Below are 17,035 nucleotides of genomic sequence, written 5' to 3'. Positions count from 1 at the left end.
GATGCATGCCGTTGCCCCCAAAACCGGGGCCACTTTTGGGCGGCATGCATTGGCATCGGGATGGCAAATGCTGCCTCGATACGATATCCACCGCCACGCCTTTCCATTCAGACATTCATGACGGTTCCTTCATGTCACGCGACAAGTTCTACATCACCACCCCGATCTTTTATCCGAACGGCAAGCCGCATATCGGCCACGCCTATACGGTCATTGCAACCGACGCCCTGGCACGCTTCCAGCGCCTGGACGGCAAGGACGTCTTCTTCCTGACCGGTACCGACGAACACGGCCTGAAGATGCAGCAAACGGCCGAGAAGGAAGGCATAACGCCGCTGGCGCTGGCCGACCGCAATTCGGCGATTTTCCGCGCGATGACCGAGGCGATGGGTGGCTCGAACGACGACTACATCCGCACGACGGAACCGCGCCACTACGAATCCTGTCAGGCGATCTGGAAGGCGATGGCCGCCAATGGCGACATCTATCTCGACCGTTATAGCGGTTGGTATTCGGTGCGCCAGGAAGCCTATTTCGACGAGAGCGAGACGACGCTCGGCGAGGATGGCGTGCGTCGCGAACCGCTCGGCTCGCCCGTCGAATGGAACGAGGAAGAAAGCTATTTCTTTCGGCTTTCCGCCTATCAGGAAAAATTGCTGGCCCTTTATGAGAGCCAGCCAGACTTTATCGGTCCCACCGAGCGCCGCAACGAGGTGCTCAGCTTCGTCAAGTCCGGGCTGAAGGATCTGTCGATCTCGCGCACCACCTTCAAATGGGGCGTGCCGGTGCCCGGCGACGACAAACATGTGATGTATGTCTGGGTCGACGCGTTGACCAACTACATCACCGCCGCCGGCTATCCCGACACAAAGGCCGAGCAATGGCGCTATTGGCCGGCCACGCACATCATCGGCAAGGACATTGTCCGCTTCCATGCGGTCTATTGGCCGGCATTTCTGATGTCGGCGGGCATTGAGTTGCCGAGCCGCGTTTTCGCGCATGGCTTCCTGTTCAACCGCGGCGAGAAGATGTCGAAATCGGTTGGCAACGTCGTGGATCCATTCGCGATGGTCGAGCACTACGGCCTCGACCAGGTGCGCTACTTCTTCCTGCGCGAGGTGCCCTTCGGCAACGACGGCAGCTACAGCCATGACGCGATCGTCAACCGCACCAATGCCGATCTTGCCAACGGCCTCGGCAACCTTGCGCAACGCTCGCTGTCGATGATCGCCAAGAACTGCGGCGGCGTGGTGCCGCAGCGCGGCGACCTGACGGATGCAGACAGAGCAATCCTGGATCAGGCCGTCGCCGCTCTCGACATCGCGCGCAAGGCGATGGCCGAGCAGGGCATCCATCTGGCGCTGGCGGCGATCTTCGGCGTGGTGGCGGAAGCCGATCGCTACTTTGCCGGCGAGGCACCATGGGCGTTGAAAAAGACCAACCCTGCGCGCATGGAAACGGTGCTGTGGACGACCGCCGAAGTCGTGCGCCGCGTGGCGGTACTGTGTCAACCCTTCACTCCGGGATCGGCCGCGAAACTGCTCGACCTGTTGGCGGTGCCGGCGGAGAGCCGCGCTTTCGCGCATGTCCATGCTGACCATGCGCTGGTGCCCGGCACTGCGTTGCCCGTACCGGAAGGGGTGTTTCCACGTTATGTCGAACAGCCGGACGCGAACGTCTGATGCTCGTCGACAGTCACTGCCATCTCGACTTTCCCGACTTCGCCGAGGAGCGGGCGGCCATCGTCGCCCGCGCGTTAGCCGCCGGAATCGACCGTATGGTGACGATCTCGACACGCGTGAGGCGGTTTCCGCAAGTACTTGAGATCGCTGAAACTTTCGACGAAGTCTATTGCTCTGTCGGCACTCATCCGCACAATGCGGCCGAAGAGCTGGATATCACGGTCGAGGAGCTTGTGCGGCTATCCGTGCACCCGAAAGTGGTGGCCATCGGCGAGGCCGGGCTGGACTACTTCTACGACAAAGCGCCCCGCGATGCGCAGGCGCAAGGCTTTCGCACCCACATATCAGCCGCGCGCGAGACCGGCCTACCGCTGGTCATCCATTCGCGCGACGCCGACGACGATATGGCTGATATTCTCGAAGACGAAACAGGGAAGGGCGCCTTCCCCTTCATCCTGCATTGCTTTTCCTCAGGACGCCGGCTTGCCGAGGTGGGCGTCGCTCTCGGTGGCTACGTGTCGTTCTCGGGCATCCTGACTTTCAAAAATTCAGCCGAGTTGCGTGCCATTGCCGCCGATGTCCCGCATGACCGACTGCTGGTCGAAACCGATGCGCCTTATCTGGCGCCCGTGCCGTTTCGCGGCAAACGCAACGAGCCGGCCTATGTCTCCCATACCGCCAAGGTGCTGGCCGAAACCATCGGCGTAAGCGAAGCTGAAATCGCCGATCTGACCACGGATAATTTCTTCCGGCTGTTCGGCAAGATGCCGCGGCCTGTAGAGCAAAGTGCCTGAACGATGACCGACCGGCTGCGCCTCACCATTCTCGGCTGCGGCTCGTCCCCAGGTACGCCGCGCATCACCGGCGACTGGGGCAATTGCGACCCCGACAACCCCAAGAACCGGCGCACGCGTGCCGCCGCACTCGTCGAGCGGATCGCGGCGAACGGCAGCCGCACGACTGTCGTCATCGACACGGGGCCGGATTTTCGTCAGCAGATGCTGCTGGCCGACGTTAAACGTGTCGATGCGGTCGTCTATACCCACCCGCATGCCGACCATATCCATGGCATCGACGATCTGCGCGGTTTCGTTCTCGATCAGCGCCAGCTGATCGACGTCCATGCGGACAGGGCGACGATGCTTCGACTGCGGGAAGCGTTCGGATACTGTTTCGAGACGCCGCAAGGCAGTTCCTATCCGCCGATCGTCAGGCCGCATCTCATCGACCACACAAGGCCGGTGGTCATCGAAGGAGAAGGGGGTACCCTCACCCTCGAGCCGCTGCCGCAGATCCACGGCGACATCGTATCGCTCGGTTTCCGCATCGGCGGGCTCGCCTATTGCCCTGACATCAGCGACTTTCCGGAGCCCACCGCCGAACGGCTGCGCGCCCTCGACGTGCTGATCATCGACGCGCTGCAATACCGGACGCATCCAAGTCACCTGTCCCTTGGCGAAGCGCTTGAATGGATCGAGCGGCTGGCGCCAAGACACGCCGTGCTGACGCATATGCATGTACCGCTCGACTACACCACGGTGATGGCCGAGACACCCGCCAACGTCGAGCCGGCCTATGATGGGATGGCGATTGAAATCCCTTACGAATCAGCGTGATGCGAATAGACTTTCATACAGGCTTTCGGTTCATTGGTGCGAATATCAGCAGCGTTCCAATCCGTTCGTAGCCCATCCGGGGATAAAGCAGCGCCCCGGCGTGGGTTGCAGCCAGCACCGAGTATCTCGACCCGCGCGCCCGATCGTCGTGCAACATTTTCGACATCAAAGCCTGGCCAATGCCGCGACGCCGGTGCGAAGGCTCGACATACATGCTCGAACACCACGTGGCTTCCACGGCATCCAAGCTGCGCACGCGCCCAACGATATCGGCGCCATCGACTGCCACATACTGGCGCAACGGCGCGCTGTCGCCGAGCAAATGATCCGGGATCGGCTGCCTGCGGATCATCTTTCCCAACTGCGCCGCCCGTTCGGCTGTCTGCACGCGTTCGATCGAAGCAACCGCCGGCGGGCTCGGAATCCGGCGCAACCGGTGGACGAAAAAGCCTTCGGTCCGAAGCAGTCGGTAGCCGAGAGCTTTGTAGGCGGTTCGTGTCGGCCCGTCCGGATCCTCGTTCGCGATCACAACGGAAATGGCAAAGCCCGGCCGTGCATGCTGCCGCACGATGGCATCGGCCTCTTGAGCGGCGACGTCATGGACGACCCATTCTTCGCCGCGGTAGTCGCGAGGATTCTTGCGCTCGGCGTCGCGCATCAGCCACAACGGCCCAACACGGCTGGCCACGTAAGGAAAGGTGCGGCTTCTGTCGGCACTGAAGCCATGCACGAACACCTCGACCGCCGCTTCGATCCCGCTGTTTGCCATCTTCATTTCGACAGCCTAGCGTTGGCCATCCGCTCAAGGCAATACGGCACAATCGGCTCAAGCCTATGAGAATCAGCGGTGGCTTACAGTTCCTGGCCCATGCGTTAGTTCCATAATCTATCTTATGCGACTTCCTGATGTGGCGGCGATAGAGTCGCCACGGGCCTTGGATTCAGATGCGCCTCTGGTAAGAACCTCTCTCATGGAAACCCTTGAGGCTCAGAAACCCAGAGCATCGGTTCGCAGGCGTGCGGCTGCGGTCAAATCGTTTCGCTGCAAGAACTTGGTAGCCGTTGTCGAAGATCCGAATGATATCAGGAACATCGGAACGGTAATTCGAAACGCAAATGCTCTGGGCGTTGAAAGAGTCTATATCGTTGATCCACGCAAAGCACTTCCCGATGACTGGCAGCAAATGCGCCAGCGGAAATCGCTTTCGGAAACGTCTGTATCAGCCGTCAAATGGACGTTTGTAAAACGGTTCGACAGCACTGCCGCCTGCCTCAGCCATCTGGAAAAACATGGCTTTGTGTCCGTCGTCACCTCGCCGCATATAAAGGGAAAGACCAGCGTTTTCCTGCACGAGGGCGATTATACCCAGCACACCAAACTCGCTGTCTGGTTCGGTAATGAGAAACGGGGCATCAGCACCCTCGCGGTCGAGCGCAGCGAGATGTGCGTAGCAATCCCAATGTTCGGGATGATCGAGAGCCTAAACCTCGGGACCAGTTCGGGTATCGTTCTCTACGAAATCACGAAACAGCGACGTGAATATCAGAGCAAATTCCGCCGCGGAAGACGGAAGGGAAAACGCGCTGAGCCACTACCTACTGTAATGCGTCGTGAAATTGACGGCTTTGCTTCGAGCGAAACTGAACGGACTGACGAGCCAAAATGAATTGGTGGTTCCAACGCGTGGCTGTCGGCGGCGTGCTCGACCCCATGTCAGTTGGGGCGATCAGACCCCCTATTCCAGAATAATGGTGGCTTCCACCTCGAACAGCATGGGGTCGATGGCAAGCTTGGGAACGGGAACCAGTGTCTGCGCCGGCAGCGCCTCGCCGAACATGTCCTTGACGTTCCTGGTCAACACATCGAGCTTGGACATGTCGTGGTCGACCACGAAGACCGTGAGCTTCGCCACCTGATCCGGCCTGGCGCCGACGCCCTCGAGCGCGGCACGCAGATTTGCGTAGGCCTGCTTAACCTGGATAGCGAAATCGGGTGACAAGGCTCCCGTACTGTCTTGGCCGCCCTGCCCGGAAATGTAAGCCACCCGAGCTCCGCGCGGTGCGATCACGGCCGTGCTGTAGCCATTCGGCGACGGGTCGTAGAGCGTCTGTGGATTGACGATGGTCAGCTTGAGATCGTTCGCCGTCGACGCAGTGGGAACTGCAATGGTCATGATGATTAGCCCTCCGATAAGCAGATGCTTGATTGCGCGTGACATGATTTTCTCTTGGCTTTGCGGACTGCGAGCATCTGCCTCGCGGCCTGCATGATTGAACTTTAACCAAATCGCCACGTGAATCGTGCGATGTACGAGTCATCGTATGGTACATCGTACGAGTCAATCGTTCAAGATCGACATTCGTCGCATTGCCGGTCAAAATCGACGTTCTGAAAGTGAGGAAGACGGATGGCAGCCAAACGCAGCGATGCCCGGAGCAAAGGGGCTCAACGGATCGGCGTGCCGCTCCAGCCCGTGCAGGAGGCGAGCAGCGAGCCGCCGCTGTCTCGAGAGCGTATCGTGGCGATCGCCGTGGAACTGCTGGACGCCCAGGGCATAAACGGATTGACAATGCGTCGGCTGGCGGATCGCCTCGGCTCGGGTGTGATGAGCCTATACTGGCACGTCGACAACAAGGAGGATGTCTTTGATCTAGCACTCGATTCGGTGCTCGAATATCGCGCATCGCCTGAAACAGGTGAGTCTCCGGACTGGCGCGGAGACGTCGTTCATATGCTCGAAAACTGGCGCGCCAGAATGTTGCGCCATCCTTGGTCGGCATCGCTGTTGCCGCGACGGGCGCTTGGCCCGAACATCCTCAGTCGCCTGGAAATGCTGAGCAAGACCTTGTCCAGAGCCGGTGTTGCAGACGCGGATCTCAACGCCGCGATATGGTCGCTCTGGAATTATGTGATGGGCGCCACCCTCACCCGGGCAAGCTTCGACCTCTCGGAAGAAGACAGAGCAGCCGCACAGCAGCGTCTTACACATCTCAGCGAACACTATCCGACAATCGAACGCTCTCGTCTGCTGTTGGACAACGATTGGGACGGCACTTTCCGAAAAGGCCTGGACTTCCTGCTCGATGGCCTCTCGCCAAGATAGATTCCGGCGGCTACGCCCGGAGCAGAATGGATGGCACTGCTTTGCGCATGCCAGTTGGACGCGATAGCTTCCCTCCACATCATCACATTTGGCTCGCCGCCAAGGCGGCGCAGGCAGCGGGCAAGCCCCCCGGGTGCTCGATCCCGTCGCGGCGGTGGCTGGCGCGGCTGCATTGCAGCTGAATTGTTGCTGCTGGCGATGTCGTCGTTGCGCATTGCCAGACGATGGTCGGAATCCTCTCGGCAGTCGATCTTTTGCGCAAACCTTTTTGCCTGACATGCGTTGTTTCCTCTCCAAGCCAAGGAGACGATCATGCAGATGAAGTCGGAAATAGCCGGTGAAGCGGCCAAGCAGCGCCATATCCAACGTGGCGTCGATGCCAAGGACAAATTGAAAGGCGATGGGAAGCAGCAAGGCGCCATGCAGGCCGGCGCCCGTGAATATCCCGAGCCCCCCTTCCCCGAGCAACATCAGCCCAAACCGGGGCACGAATGGGCGCTAGAGCCGGAGCCGCTGTACGATGCGCCCTACTATCTCGGATCGAAAAAACTCGACCAAAAGGTAGCGCTCATCACGGGCGGCGATTCCGGCATCGGCCGCTCGGTGGCGGTGTTGTTCGCCCGCGAGGGCGCCGACGTCGCGATCGTCATCTGGCCGAGGACAAGGATGCCGAAGAGACCAAATCAGCGGTGGAAAAGGAGGGACGACGCTGCATCCTGGTCAAGGCCGATGTCAGCGAACGCAGCCACTGCCACAAGGCGGTCATGGAGACCGTTGAAAAATTCGGCCGCATCGACGTGCTGGTCAACAACGCTGCGTTCCAGATCCATTCCAGCGATTTCGGCGAGCTGACCGAAGAACATTTCGACACGACGCTGAAGACCAATCTTTACGGCTATTTTCATATGGCGCAGGAAGCGGTGCCGCACATGAAGCCCGGTTCGGCGATCATCAACACCGGTTCGGTAACCGGCATCGACGGTTCAAAACAGCTGGTCGACTATTCGATGACCAAGGGCGGCATCCATGCCTTCACGCGGGCCCTGTCGGGCAATCTCATCGGCAAGGGCATAAGGGTGAATGCGGTCGCACCGGGTCCGGTGTGGACGCCGCTCAATCCGTCGGACAAAGAAGCCGACGACGTCTCGAAATTCGGCGCGGACACGCCGATGAAGCGACCTGCGCAACCGGAAGAACTCGCGCCGGCCTATGTGTTCCTCGCCTCGCCGCATTGCTCGAGCTACATCACCGGCGAGATCTTGCCGGTCGTCGGAGGGTACTGAGGATGGCCGAAACGAAATCCGTAACCAAGGAGTAGGATGGATGGGCCGTCTGCTTTTCATGGTGGCGCTCGCTTGTGTAGCGTACCGCATCTACACGGAAACTGCAGGATCTGCTCGGCATGTGCCGCAGGATGACGATGAGGCGCTGCGCAAGCAATCAGCGGCCTTGGGCGTCGACCCGTCTCGCTGACGGAGTGGAAACCTGCCGGCAATCCGGCCGGCCGAGTTACCAGCCGGCCGGATTGCAGCCTTATTCGGCTGCCTGCAGGTTGATCTTGCTTTCCGCCATTTCGGTGAGCTTGCGATCGGTCGCCTGTTCTTCCTTCAGGTTCTTGGTCAGCACATTGGCGCAGTCGGTGCGGCCGAGTTGCTTGGCCCAGGCGATGAGCGTACCGTAGCGGGTCATTTCATAGTGCTCGACGGCCTGCGCCGAAGCAATCAGCGCCGCGTCGAGAACCTCCTTGTCATCGACATCACCGCTCACATCGTCGGCCTCCTCGAGAATGCCGTCGATTGCCGGACAGTTGACCTCCTTGGCCTTGACGCCATGCAACTCAAACACCTGTTCGACGCGCTCGATATGGCCCCTCGTCTGGTCGAGGTGTTTTTCAAATCCGGCTTTCAATTGCGGGTCGGTTGCCTTGTCGATCATCTTCGGCAGCGCCTTCTCGATCTGCTTTTCGGCGTAATAGATGTCGCGCAGCGTGTGCACGAAGAGATCGTCGAGTGTCTTGATGTCCTTCGAAAAGAAGCCCATGGCCTTACCTTTCATTGCACTTGGTGTGGATTTCGGCGACGGGGTTTGCCGCCAGCAAGACCGGGACGGTTCCCGGCTTGTCTGGTCAACGTACCGGCGCCGAAGGAGTTCCTGATTTCCGAGGGCGAACCGTCCCCTTCTCCAGACCTGTGATCCGGTCGGTGGGGAGCCTTTGTCTCGATCACACGTTCTAGCCGCAGGGCAACCGGAACGAGAAGGTCGGCGGAATGTATTTCATGGCATTGGCGACAGACTATGACGGCACGCTGGCTCATGATGGGATCGTCGCCAGGAAGACGCTCGCCGCGCTTGAGCGATTCAAGAAAAGCGGCCGCAAGCTTGTTCTCGTCACCGGGCGTGAACTGCCCGATCTCAAGCGCGTCTTTCCCGAGCTTAGCCTCTTCGACAAGGTCGTCGCTGAGAATGGCGCGATGATCTACACGCCGGCCAGCGAGGAAGAGCGGGTGATTGCCCCATCGCCCGAGCCCAAATTCGTCGCCAGATTGAAGAGGCAGGGCGTCAAGCCGCTTTCGGTCGGGCGATCGATCGTCGCAACCTGGGAACCCCATCAGGCGACCGTGCTCGAGGTCATCAAGAAGATGGGTCTCGAACTGGAAATCATCTTCAACAAGGGCGCGGTGATGATCCTGCCGAGCGGCATCAACAAAGCCACCGGGCTCGCTGCGGCCCTTCAGGACCTTCGGCTTTCGCCGCACAACGTCGTCGGCGTCGGCGACGCCGAGAACGACCACGCGTTCCTGCAAGCCTGTGGCTGCAGCGCCGCCGTCGACAATGCAATTCCGGCGGTCAAGGATACAGCCAACCTGGTCATGCGGGGTGCCCGCGGCAAAGGCGTGGAGCAACTCATCGCAAAGCTGATAAAGCGTGATCACGCGATAGTGCCGAAGCGCCATGACGGCATCGTTCTTGGATCATCTGGCGGCGATGATATCTACCTGTCGCCGAGCGACACGATCCTCATTGCCGGGAGTTCCGGTATTGGTAAATCCACCTTGGCCACCGCGCTGACGGAACGCTTCGTCGAAAGCGGCTTTCAGTTCTGCGTCTTCGATCCCGAAGGCGACTATGATGGCCTCGAAGGCGCCGTTCGCCTGGGAGACGGCTCAAGCGCGCCGACAAAGGCGCAGGTGCTTGATCTGATCGCCAAAGCCGACAGCAACATTGTCGTCAATGGATTGGCCCTGCGTGTCGACGAGAGGCCGGATTTCTTTGCCGACCTGCTGCCTGGCCTCAGCAGTTTCCGCCGGCGCACCGCGAGACCGCACTGGCTCGTCATCGATGAAGCGCATCATCTCCTGCCCAAGCGGCGCGACGATACGCGGGCGGTCCTGTCATTGGAATTGCCTGGCACAATCCTGATCACCGTTCACCCCGAGGCGATTTCGACAGACGCCTTGCGCCTTGTGACAGCCATCATTGCGCTTGGCCCCAAGGCGAAGGACGTGGTGAAGGTCTTCTGCAAGGAAACCGGCATTGAGCCGCCGAAGGACATTCCAACGCCCAAAGGCGCGCGCGTGCTGTTCTGGCGGCCGCAGGCGGGCAAGAAAGTCAAGACGGTCAAGGTGGTCGAACCACGTCAGTCACTCAAGCGGCACAGCCGGAAATATGCCGAAGGTCAGCTCGACGAAGCCGGCAGCTTCTATTTCCATGGCCCTGACGATGCGATGAATCTCAGGGCTCACAATCTGATGATCTTCGCTCAGATCGCCGAGGGCATAGACGACAAGACCTGGGAGTTTCATTTGCGCTCCGGCGACTATTCCAAATGGTTTCGACATCAGATCCGGGACAAGGATCTGGCGCGCGAAACCGCCGAGGCGGAAGAGGACAAGACCCTGTCGGCGGAGCAGAGCCGCAAGCGGGTGCTTGATGCCGTGCGCCGCCGTTACACGGCTCCCGCCACAGCCCCGGAATGACATGAGAGCCAAGCCAATTAAGCTAGCGCTGCGTGTGAAAACTTATCAGTCAGGCAACGCCACCACCGCGACAATTTCGATGACGATGTCGGCTTGTGGAGCCCCTCCTCTCAGAGCTCTTGACCCTCAGCCTATCAGATCGTCTATCCTGATCGGCAGATCGCGAATGCGCTTGCCGGTGGCATGATAAACGGCACTCGCCACGGCAGCAGCCGTTCCGACATTGCCGAGTTCGCCCAAGCCCTTGACGCCGGCAGGATTGACCTGATGGTCGGTCTCGGGGACCAGGATAACGTCGACCTGTTTGATGTCGGCGTTGACCGGCACGAGATAATCCTGCAGGTCGCGATTGACGTAGCGCGCGTGTCGCTGATCGATTTCCGTCGCCTCCTGCAAGGCCTGGCCAATTCCCCAGATCATGCCGCCCATCAGCTGGCTGCGCGCGGTGCGCGTGTTCATGATGCGCCCAGCAGCGAAGGCTCCGACGATACGCGGCACCCGGATTTCGCGTGTATAGCTGTTGATGCGCACTTCGACGAACTCGGCGCCGAAGGCATATTTGACCGAATCCTTGTCTCCTTCTCCGCCATGAAATTCCGGCTGTCCGGCATAGAGCTTGCTCAATGCCTCCGGCGAAGAACCCTTCGGCGCGAACTCGGCATATTCTTCGAGGGCGCCGACCTGCATGGCCTTGAAGACATCGGCCAGCTTTGCGGATTTGCCGGTCTCGGTGACGACCTTTTCGTCCTTCAAGTCCAGCTTCGCATTGCCTGAACCAGCCAGCGGAGCCCCCCTGCCCGCAGCGGCGGCGAACAGCTTCTCGCGTATCGCGTCGCAGGCTTTCATGACCGCCGAGCAGACACTGGCGGTCGAGATCGATCCGCCCGACACGGGAGCCGGCGGCAAGGCACTGTCGCCCATCTCGACGCTGACCTTATCCATGCCGACCCCCAGTCTTTCGGCCGCCATCTGGCCGGCGACGGTGCGAACGCCGGTACCGATTTCATGCGAGCCGCACTGGACCCGGACCTCGCCATCGGCGGTGAAACGAACCCGGGCCGCGCAAGGTGCGGCGGCAGTCGGATAGATTGCCGTCGCACAGCCCATCCCGACCAGCCAATCGCCGTCGCGCATCGAGCCGACCCTGGGATCGCGTTTCGACCAGCCAAAGGCCTCCGACGCCTGGTCGTAGCACTTGATGAGTGAGCGGCTGGAAAATGGCTTGCCTCCGATCGGCTCCTTCTCCGGTTCATTGATGCGACGAAACGCGACAGGATCCATGCCGAGGGCCACGGCCATTTCGTCCATGGCGTTTTCCAGCGCGTAGACATAAGGCGTCTCCGGCGGCGATCGCATGTAGCCAGGCGTGTTGCGGTCGGCATGAACCAGCGAAACATGCGTCAGAACGGAGCCGTAATTGTACATGCGCGCGGTGGCGGACGTGCCGCCGACGACATAAGGATCAGGGCGTGACGTCACCTCCCATCCCTCATGTCCGAACGCCGTGATGCGGCCGTCCTTGCCGGCGCCCATGCGGATCCGATGCCGCGTTTCGGCTCGATAGGTCTGCGTACCGAAGGCTTGCATGCGATTGACGACGCAACGAACCGGCCGGCCGATCCGCCGCGCAGCGACGGCAACGATCGCAGTGCGTGCCGTCATCGGCCCCTTGGAGCCGAAGGCGCCGCCGATATAGGGACTGACGATCCGCACATTGGCCGGATCGAGCTTCAGTTGGCGTGCCAGTTCCACCTTCCAGCCCGTAACATTCTGGCTGGGCTCGTGTATCGTCAACTGGTCGCCCTGCCATATGGCCGTGGTCGAAAACAGCTCGATCGGATTGTGATGCTGAGTCGGCGTCGAATATTTTTCGTCGATCTTCACCGTCGCATCCGCCCAGGCGGCATTGAAGTCACCGGCCTTCGCATCCTCCTTGAACATCGGGCTTTTGCCGGCAGCCGGTTCCATCTTCACGCCCTTGGAATCGAAGCTGGCGCTGGGCTGTTCGTTCTCGTAATCGGCGCGGATCAACATCGCTGCTTCCTCCGCCGCCTCGAAGGTTTCGGCGACCACCAGAGCGATGATCTGACCGTCGTGAAAAACCGTCTTGTCGTGCAAGGGCCCGATCGAACTTGCGCCGGTGTTGGCGAATTTCGGCGTGTCGGCCTTGTCCATATCGCCATAGGTGACGATGTCCAGCACACCGGGTACGGCCCTAGCGTCTTTCGTGTGAAGTTCGGAAACCTTGCCCCGGGCAATGCTGCTGGTAGCAAGGGCACCGTAGGCGACGTTGGCTGTGACGATGTCGGCGGGATAGCCGGCCTGTCCGGTAACTTTTAGCCGGGCGTCAATGCGAACAACGGGATCGCCCTGGTTTTCCCTTGGAGCGGGTGCAGCTTGGTTCATGGCTCAGCCCTTCATATTCCGGGTTTCAAGCAGCGCCCGCACCAGCGTGCGCTTGCCGAGCGGTATCTTGAATGCGTTATGCTCGCGCGGTCTGGCATCGGCGAAAGCAGCCTCGGCGGCCTCCTGCGCCGCGGCTTCGTCAAGCACTTTGCCCTGTAGCGCGTCCTCTGCTTCGCGCGAGCGCCACGGCACCGTCGCCACTCCGCCAAGCGCAATGCGCGCACTCCTCACCGTTTCGCCATCCATGTCGAGCGCGACGGCCGCGGACGCCAGCGCAAACGCGTAGGATTCGCGGTCGCGTATCTTCAAATAGCGCGACCGGCCGCTCCACCGTTCGAGCGGCACTTCGATGGCGGTTATGAGCTCGTCGGCGGCAAGATCCGTCTCGATGTCGGGCGTCTCACCCGGCCGTTTATGCAGCTTGGCAAAGGCAAGCTTGCGCCTTCCCCGCGGACCTTCGACATCGACGGTGGCGTCCAGCGCAACCAGCGCCTGCGCGAAATCGCCGTGATACGTGGCAATGCAGGCATCGCTCGTACCCAGCACGGCGTGCTGGCGATTGGATCCTTCCATCGCAGCGCAGCCGGAGCCAGGTTCGCGCTTATTGCACGGCCAGGAAATCTCTCGAAAATACTCGCAGCGCGTACGCTGCAGCACATTGCCGCCCAAGCTCGCCATGTTGCGAAGCTGACCGCTGGCGGCGAATTTCAGGCTGTCGGCAAGGAGCGGGCAACGACGCCTGACATCATTGTTGTCGGCTGCTTCACCCATACGGACCAGCGCACCAAACCGGATCTTATCATCGTCTATCCTGATCTGCCGCAAGGCCGGCTCGGCAAGAGTGTTGAGGTCGAGCAGTCGCTCCGGCCGCGCGACACCGAGCTTCATGTAGTCGGCCAGATTGGTGCCGCCGGCGATGAACTGCGTGTCGGCGCCGGTTGGCGGAACATGCACGGCATGGGGACGGGACGCCATGGCGATTGCCGTGGAGACGCTGGTTGGTCTTTCATATACGAACGGGCGCATCCTAAGCCCTCCTGGTCTCGTCGCGTGCCTGAACGATCGCCGCAACGATGTTGGGATAGGCCGCGCAGCGACATAGATTGCCGCTCATATATTCGCGAATATCATCTTCCGACCCAGCATGGCCTTCGTTGATGCAACCGATGGCGGACATGATCTGACCCGGTGTGCAATAGCCGCATTGAAAGGCATCGTGGTCGACGAAGGCCTGCTGGACCGGATGCAGTTCCCCGTCCGCCGAAGCCAGGCCTTCCACCGTTGTGATCTCCCGGCCCTGGTTCATGACGGCAAAGCTCAAGCAGGACAGTACCCGCTTTCCGTCGATCAGCACCGTGCAGGCACCACACTGACCGTGATCGCAACCTTTCTTGGTGCCGGTCAGGCCGACATGGTCGCGCAGCGCGTCAAGCAGGCTGGTTCGATTGTCGAGCGCGAGGTTGTAGGTCTGCTTGTTGATACGCATCGAAACCGCCGACAAATCGCGCGGTTCGGCCGGTTTTGCGGACGCGGGCTGGGCAGCTCTCGTTGGCGAATTCACAAGCGGCATCGCCGCCGCCGCCGAAACAGAGGCCGTCATGAACATGCGTCTGCTCAAGCCGCTGGAAATTTTGGCATCGGACATGGCTGGCTCCGGGCTGGCTGGGTATTAAGCGGCCCAAACCACTCGCGGAGGGCAAAGTTCCCTCCTCACGAGCCTGTGATCCTTTTTCTGCTGGCCGGATCGATGCAATCGGAACCTCCCCGGTCAAGCGATGGTTGTGTGCCAAGAGCCGGAAGGAGGCGATCATGAGCGATGGTCGGCATGGCAACGACGGTGACGAGGACAATGGACCTGTATTCTCTGCGGAGCAGGCGAGACAAGGCGAGATCATCCTGCGAACGCGCACCCGTCGGGTCATCTTCATAGCCGGCTTGGTCGGTGTCGTGATCCTGGCCCTCGTCGTGAGATTGGCAATCGGCTGAACCAATTCCCCTCGCCTTGCTGCTGCGCTCTCCCCGAAAAGCGTTAGCTTGCGCCGCGCGACGGTGTTTGGCCATGCCGCGCGATGCGGCATTGGCTACGCGAACTTCTGTTGGAACCAGCGCGTCAAATCGACGTTCAGCCCTTATTCAATAGGAGCAGGCCATGCCACGAGGCGACAAATCGAAATACACTGACAAGCAGGAGCGTAAAGCCGACCACATTGCCGAGGGCTACGAGAAGCGCGGGGTTTCGGACAAGGAAGCAGAGCGGCGTGCATGGGCTACCGTCAACAAGGACGATGGCGGTGGCAAGAAGGAAGGCGGTTCGGGCCGCGGCAAACACACGGGCCATCCCGCGGCGCACAAAGGCGGCAAAAGCGGCGGCAAGGCATCGGCATCACGGTCTGCCGCAAGCCGATCGGAATCGGCGAAGAAAGCTGCAGCGACCCGCAAGCGCAATGCGGAACACCGCGCTCATTGATCTCGGCGACGGCCTCCGGCCGAACGATGGAAGCACAGGGATGAAATCTCAGCTCGTCAATGAAATCGGCGGACAAAGGACATTTGTCGTGGTGCTCGACCCAGGCGAAGAAGCGTTCGCGGCACTGACCGCCTTCGCGGTCGACCAGGAGATCGGCAGTGCGTCCTTGACCGCCATAGGGGCTTTCGAAAAAGCCACCGTGGGCTGGTTTGATCCGACCGCGAAGACCTACCGCAAAATCCCTATCGGCGAACAGTGCGAGGTTCTGAGCGCGATCGGCGATGTTGCACTGGGTGATGATGACAAGCCCAGCCTGCACGTCCATGCGGTGCTTGGATTGAGCGACGGCACCACCCGGGGTGGACATCTGCTTGACGGCATCGTTCGACCAACGCTCGAAATCACCCTGGTGGAAGCGCCCGGTCATCTGCGCCGCAGCAAGCGTCCGGACCTCGGTGTCGCGCTGATCGATCTGGCCGACTGATCTACAGCCCTCTGTCTCGTTCTCACGCTTTCTTGCTCCGCTCGGCAGGTGCTGTGTCCGGCGCAGCTTCCCACCCGAACGCGCTGCGCCCGCCAAGCAGATGCGACTGGTCGAATTCTCCCGCGACAATTTCCTTCAGGCTGGGGCCGGTCACGTATCGCTCGACTTGCCGCGACTGATCGTCGAGCCGCCTCAAGGCGCCGATTTCTTCATCGCGACCGAGCTTTGCCTTCTGCACGGCCGACTTCAGAACCCCGATCGTCTCGTCATAGACCTTCAGCGGTACCGGAAATGGATGCCTGTCCTTGCCGCCATGCGCCAGCGAGAAGCGGCCGGGATCGGAAAAACGGCAAGGAGCGCCATGCACCACCTCGGCAACGAGGGCCAGCGCGCGCACTGTGCGTGCGCCGACGCCGGGGACCAGAAGGAGCTCGGCGAAATCGGTGGGACCGCGGTCCGCGGCGGCTGCGATATTGCCGTGTAGGCGATGCATGACGACATCGCTTTCGCGAACGTCATGGTGGGCCGGCATGACCAAATGCGGCAGCAGCGGTTGTTCCGGCTCCTGCCGGCGCGTCGGCTCCGCGCCACGCTCCAATGCCGCCAGCTCGCCCAGGATGCGATCCGGTCCGAGATCCTGCAAAAGGTCAAGTTGCCCTTGGCGGGACGCCTCGGCACGCCGGTCGGTCAGGTTGACGATCTCACCTTGATGGGCGCCCTCGATGGCGGCATGCGGCTGGTCGACAAAACTCTTGAGGCCCTCGGAAAGCCAATGGTAGCGGCGCGCCACCTTGCTGTCGCCGTTCATACCTTGCTGCACCACAACCCAGTGACCGTCATCGGCGACGATAAAGCCATGCAGATAGAGATCGAAACCGTCCTGGACGGCGGCGCTGTCGACCTTGGCGACCAGCCGGCTGGCGGTTGCCAGGCCCGCTCCGTCGAAGCCGACGCGTTGGCCGATGGCTTCCAGCTCACGCGGGGTTTTGCGCGAATGCACGCCGCGACCACCGCAGACATGAATGCCGAGCTCGCCGGAGAGCGGCGTGAGGCCACGCTTCAAAGCGCCCACGACGCTGGTCGTGATCCCCGACGAGTGCCAATCCATGCCCATGACAGCACCAAAGGACTGGAACCAGAATGGATGCGCCAGCCGCCGCAGCAGCTCGTCTCGACCATAGTGATGAATGATCGCCTCGCACATCACAGCGCCAAGACGCGTCATGCGGTCGCCGAGCCATTTCGGCACGCGCCCGCCATGGAGTGGAAGATCAGCACTTCCCGATCGTTGCGTCACGT

Annotated in this window: 17 protein-coding genes and 1 pseudogene; 11 read left to right on the top strand and 7 right to left on the bottom strand. The window is 60.9% G+C overall.

The window, feature by feature from the left end:
* Positions 1 to 131 precede the first annotated feature (131 nt).
* Genes metG through NKK51_RS07755 form a run of 3 tightly spaced genes read left to right on the top strand, consistent with a single transcriptional unit; the run spans position 132 to position 3,298 of the window.
* Positions 132 to 1,682: a methionine--tRNA ligase gene (gene metG, locus NKK51_RS07765; protein ID WP_023811953.1), complete on the top strand. Its 1,551-nt coding sequence runs from the start codon at positions 132 to 134 to the stop codon at positions 1,680 to 1,682.
* Positions 1,682 to 2,476 (top strand): TatD family hydrolase, encoded by a 795-nt coding sequence (locus NKK51_RS07760; RefSeq protein WP_352552121.1) that lies wholly within the window; start codon positions 1,682 to 1,684, stop codon positions 2,474 to 2,476. The genes metG and NKK51_RS07760 overlap by 1 nt, the downstream gene beginning before the upstream one ends.
* Before the next feature lie 3 nt (positions 2,477 to 2,479).
* On the top strand, positions 2,480 to 3,298 hold the full coding sequence (locus tag NKK51_RS07755; protein WP_352552119.1) for an MBL fold metallo-hydrolase: 819 nt from the start codon (positions 2,480 to 2,482) through the stop codon (positions 3,296 to 3,298).
* 13 nt (positions 3,299 to 3,311) lie between these two features.
* Here the strand turns inward: NKK51_RS07755 and NKK51_RS07750 are convergent, their stop codons facing one another.
* Complete coding sequence (locus tag NKK51_RS07750) at positions 3,312 to 3,956, bottom strand: GNAT family N-acetyltransferase (RefSeq protein WP_352552117.1); 645 nt, start codon at positions 3,954 to 3,956, stop codon at positions 3,312 to 3,314.
* A 313-nt stretch (positions 3,957 to 4,269) separates the two neighbouring features.
* Here NKK51_RS07750 and NKK51_RS07745 point away from each other — a divergent pair, with 313 nt between their 5' ends.
* Positions 4,270 to 4,965 carry a TrmH family RNA methyltransferase gene (locus tag NKK51_RS07745; RefSeq protein ID WP_352552115.1) on the top strand — a complete coding sequence of 232 codons (696 nt, stop codon included), beginning with the start codon at positions 4,270 to 4,272 and terminating at the stop codon, positions 4,963 to 4,965.
* Between the two features lie 69 nt (positions 4,966 to 5,034).
* On the opposite strand, the gene NKK51_RS07740 is transcribed toward NKK51_RS07745, so the two are convergent.
* Entirely contained in the window at positions 5,035 to 5,517 is a 483-nt protein-coding gene (locus tag NKK51_RS07740) for a RidA family protein (RefSeq protein ID WP_352552114.1), read from the bottom strand.
* A gap of 189 nt (positions 5,518 to 5,706) precedes the next feature.
* Here NKK51_RS07740 and NKK51_RS07735 point away from each other — a divergent pair, with 189 nt between their 5' ends.
* The 3 genes and pseudogenes from NKK51_RS07735 to NKK51_RS07725 all read left to right on the top strand — a co-directional run bounded on the left by NKK51_RS07735 (position 5,707) and on the right by NKK51_RS07725 (position 7,875).
* Entirely contained in the window at positions 5,707 to 6,402 is a 696-nt protein-coding gene (locus NKK51_RS07735; RefSeq protein ID WP_352552112.1) for a TetR/AcrR family transcriptional regulator, read from the top strand.
* 312 nt (positions 6,403 to 6,714) lie between these two features.
* Positions 6,715 to 7,685 (top strand): annotated as a pseudogene (locus tag NKK51_RS07730) (SDR family oxidoreductase).
* A 40-nt stretch (positions 7,686 to 7,725) separates the two neighbouring features.
* Entirely contained in the window at positions 7,726 to 7,875 is a 150-nt protein-coding gene (locus tag NKK51_RS07725) for a hypothetical protein (RefSeq protein ID WP_127397577.1), read from the top strand.
* 60 nt (positions 7,876 to 7,935) lie between these two features.
* Here NKK51_RS07725 and NKK51_RS07720 read toward each other — a convergent pair whose 3' ends face one another.
* A complete protein-coding gene (locus tag NKK51_RS07720) occupies positions 7,936 to 8,442 on the bottom strand; it encodes a YciE/YciF ferroxidase family protein (RefSeq protein ID WP_027036469.1) in 507 nt (168 codons plus the stop codon).
* Between the two features lie 227 nt (positions 8,443 to 8,669).
* Between NKK51_RS07720 and NKK51_RS07715 the strand changes: the two genes are divergently transcribed.
* A complete protein-coding gene (locus NKK51_RS07715) occupies positions 8,670 to 10,379 on the top strand; it encodes an HAD family hydrolase (protein ID WP_352552110.1) in 1,710 nt (569 codons plus the stop codon).
* 126 nt (positions 10,380 to 10,505) lie between these two features.
* Here NKK51_RS07715 and NKK51_RS07710 read toward each other — a convergent pair whose 3' ends face one another.
* The 3 genes from NKK51_RS07710 to NKK51_RS07700 are packed head-to-tail and all read right to left on the bottom strand — an operon-like array spanning position 10,506 to position 14,430.
* Entirely contained in the window at positions 10,506 to 12,785 is a 2,280-nt protein-coding gene (locus NKK51_RS07710) for a xanthine dehydrogenase family protein molybdopterin-binding subunit (RefSeq protein WP_352552108.1), read from the bottom strand.
* Positions 12,786 to 12,788: 3 nt separating this feature from the next.
* The gene (locus NKK51_RS07705) at positions 12,789 to 13,811 is read right to left on the bottom strand and encodes an FAD binding domain-containing protein (RefSeq protein ID WP_352552106.1); all 1,023 of its coding nucleotides are present in this window, start codon (positions 13,809 to 13,811) and stop codon (positions 12,789 to 12,791) included.
* Between the two features lies 1 nt (position 13,812).
* The gene (locus tag NKK51_RS07700; protein WP_352552104.1) at positions 13,813 to 14,430 is read right to left on the bottom strand and encodes a (2Fe-2S)-binding protein; all 618 of its coding nucleotides are present in this window, start codon (positions 14,428 to 14,430) and stop codon (positions 13,813 to 13,815) included.
* A gap of 164 nt (positions 14,431 to 14,594) precedes the next feature.
* Here NKK51_RS07700 and NKK51_RS07695 point away from each other — a divergent pair, with 164 nt between their 5' ends.
* From NKK51_RS07695 to NKK51_RS07685, 3 genes are all read left to right on the top strand, one after another.
* Positions 14,595 to 14,771, top strand: coding sequence for a hypothetical protein (locus tag NKK51_RS07695; protein ID WP_352552103.1), 177 nt, complete (start codon positions 14,595 to 14,597; stop codon positions 14,769 to 14,771).
* A gap of 163 nt (positions 14,772 to 14,934) precedes the next feature.
* Positions 14,935 to 15,252, top strand: a complete 318-nt coding sequence (locus tag NKK51_RS07690; RefSeq protein ID WP_013531559.1) for a hypothetical protein — start codon at positions 14,935 to 14,937, stop codon at positions 15,250 to 15,252.
* A 40-nt stretch (positions 15,253 to 15,292) separates the two neighbouring features.
* Positions 15,293 to 15,736 (top strand): PPC domain-containing DNA-binding protein, encoded by a 444-nt coding sequence (locus NKK51_RS07685; protein WP_023811968.1) that lies wholly within the window; start codon positions 15,293 to 15,295, stop codon positions 15,734 to 15,736.
* Positions 15,737 to 15,758: 22 nt separating this feature from the next.
* Here NKK51_RS07685 and NKK51_RS07680 read toward each other — a convergent pair whose 3' ends face one another.
* On the bottom strand, positions 15,759 to 17,033 hold the full coding sequence (locus tag NKK51_RS07680; RefSeq protein ID WP_352552101.1) for a DUF763 domain-containing protein: 1,275 nt from the start codon (positions 17,031 to 17,033) through the stop codon (positions 15,759 to 15,761).
* Positions 17,034 to 17,035 lie beyond the last annotated feature (2 nt).

Source organism: Mesorhizobium sp. M0011 (genome assembly GCF_040324155.1).
Taxonomy (GTDB): Bacteria; Pseudomonadota; Alphaproteobacteria; order Rhizobiales; family Rhizobiaceae; genus Mesorhizobium.
This window is presented reverse-complemented; position numbering and strand designations above follow the sequence as displayed.

Coding starts and splice junctions, on each gene's coding strand:
- metG (WP_023811953.1), top strand. CDS start 132: ATGTCACGCGACAAGTTCTACATCACCACCCCGATCTTTTATCCGAAC.
- NKK51_RS07760 (WP_352552121.1), top strand. CDS start 1,682: ATGCTCGTCGACAGTCACTGCCATCTCGACTTTCCCGACTTCGCCGAG.
- NKK51_RS07755 (WP_352552119.1), top strand. CDS start 2,480: ATGACCGACCGGCTGCGCCTCACCATTCTCGGCTGCGGCTCGTCCCCA.
- NKK51_RS07750 (WP_352552117.1), bottom strand. CDS start 3,956: ATGCGCGACGCCGAGCGCAAGAATCCTCGCGACTACCGCGGCGAAGAA.
- NKK51_RS07745 (WP_352552115.1), top strand. CDS start 4,270: ATGGAAACCCTTGAGGCTCAGAAACCCAGAGCATCGGTTCGCAGGCGT.
- NKK51_RS07740 (WP_352552114.1), bottom strand. CDS start 5,517: ATGTCACGCGCAATCAAGCATCTGCTTATCGGAGGGCTAATCATCATG.
- NKK51_RS07735 (WP_352552112.1), top strand. CDS start 5,707: ATGGCAGCCAAACGCAGCGATGCCCGGAGCAAAGGGGCTCAACGGATC.
- NKK51_RS07725 (WP_127397577.1), top strand. CDS start 7,726: ATGGGCCGTCTGCTTTTCATGGTGGCGCTCGCTTGTGTAGCGTACCGC.
- NKK51_RS07720 (WP_027036469.1), bottom strand. CDS start 8,442: ATGGGCTTCTTTTCGAAGGACATCAAGACACTCGACGATCTCTTCGTG.
- NKK51_RS07715 (WP_352552110.1), top strand. CDS start 8,670: ATGTATTTCATGGCATTGGCGACAGACTATGACGGCACGCTGGCTCAT.
- NKK51_RS07710 (WP_352552108.1), bottom strand. CDS start 12,785: ATGAACCAAGCTGCACCCGCTCCAAGGGAAAACCAGGGCGATCCCGTT.
- NKK51_RS07705 (WP_352552106.1), bottom strand. CDS start 13,811: ATGCGCCCGTTCGTATATGAAAGACCAACCAGCGTCTCCACGGCAATC.
- NKK51_RS07700 (WP_352552104.1), bottom strand. CDS start 14,430: ATGTCCGATGCCAAAATTTCCAGCGGCTTGAGCAGACGCATGTTCATG.
- NKK51_RS07695 (WP_352552103.1), top strand. CDS start 14,595: ATGAGCGATGGTCGGCATGGCAACGACGGTGACGAGGACAATGGACCT.
- NKK51_RS07690 (WP_013531559.1), top strand. CDS start 14,935: ATGCCACGAGGCGACAAATCGAAATACACTGACAAGCAGGAGCGTAAA.
- NKK51_RS07685 (WP_023811968.1), top strand. CDS start 15,293: ATGAAATCTCAGCTCGTCAATGAAATCGGCGGACAAAGGACATTTGTC.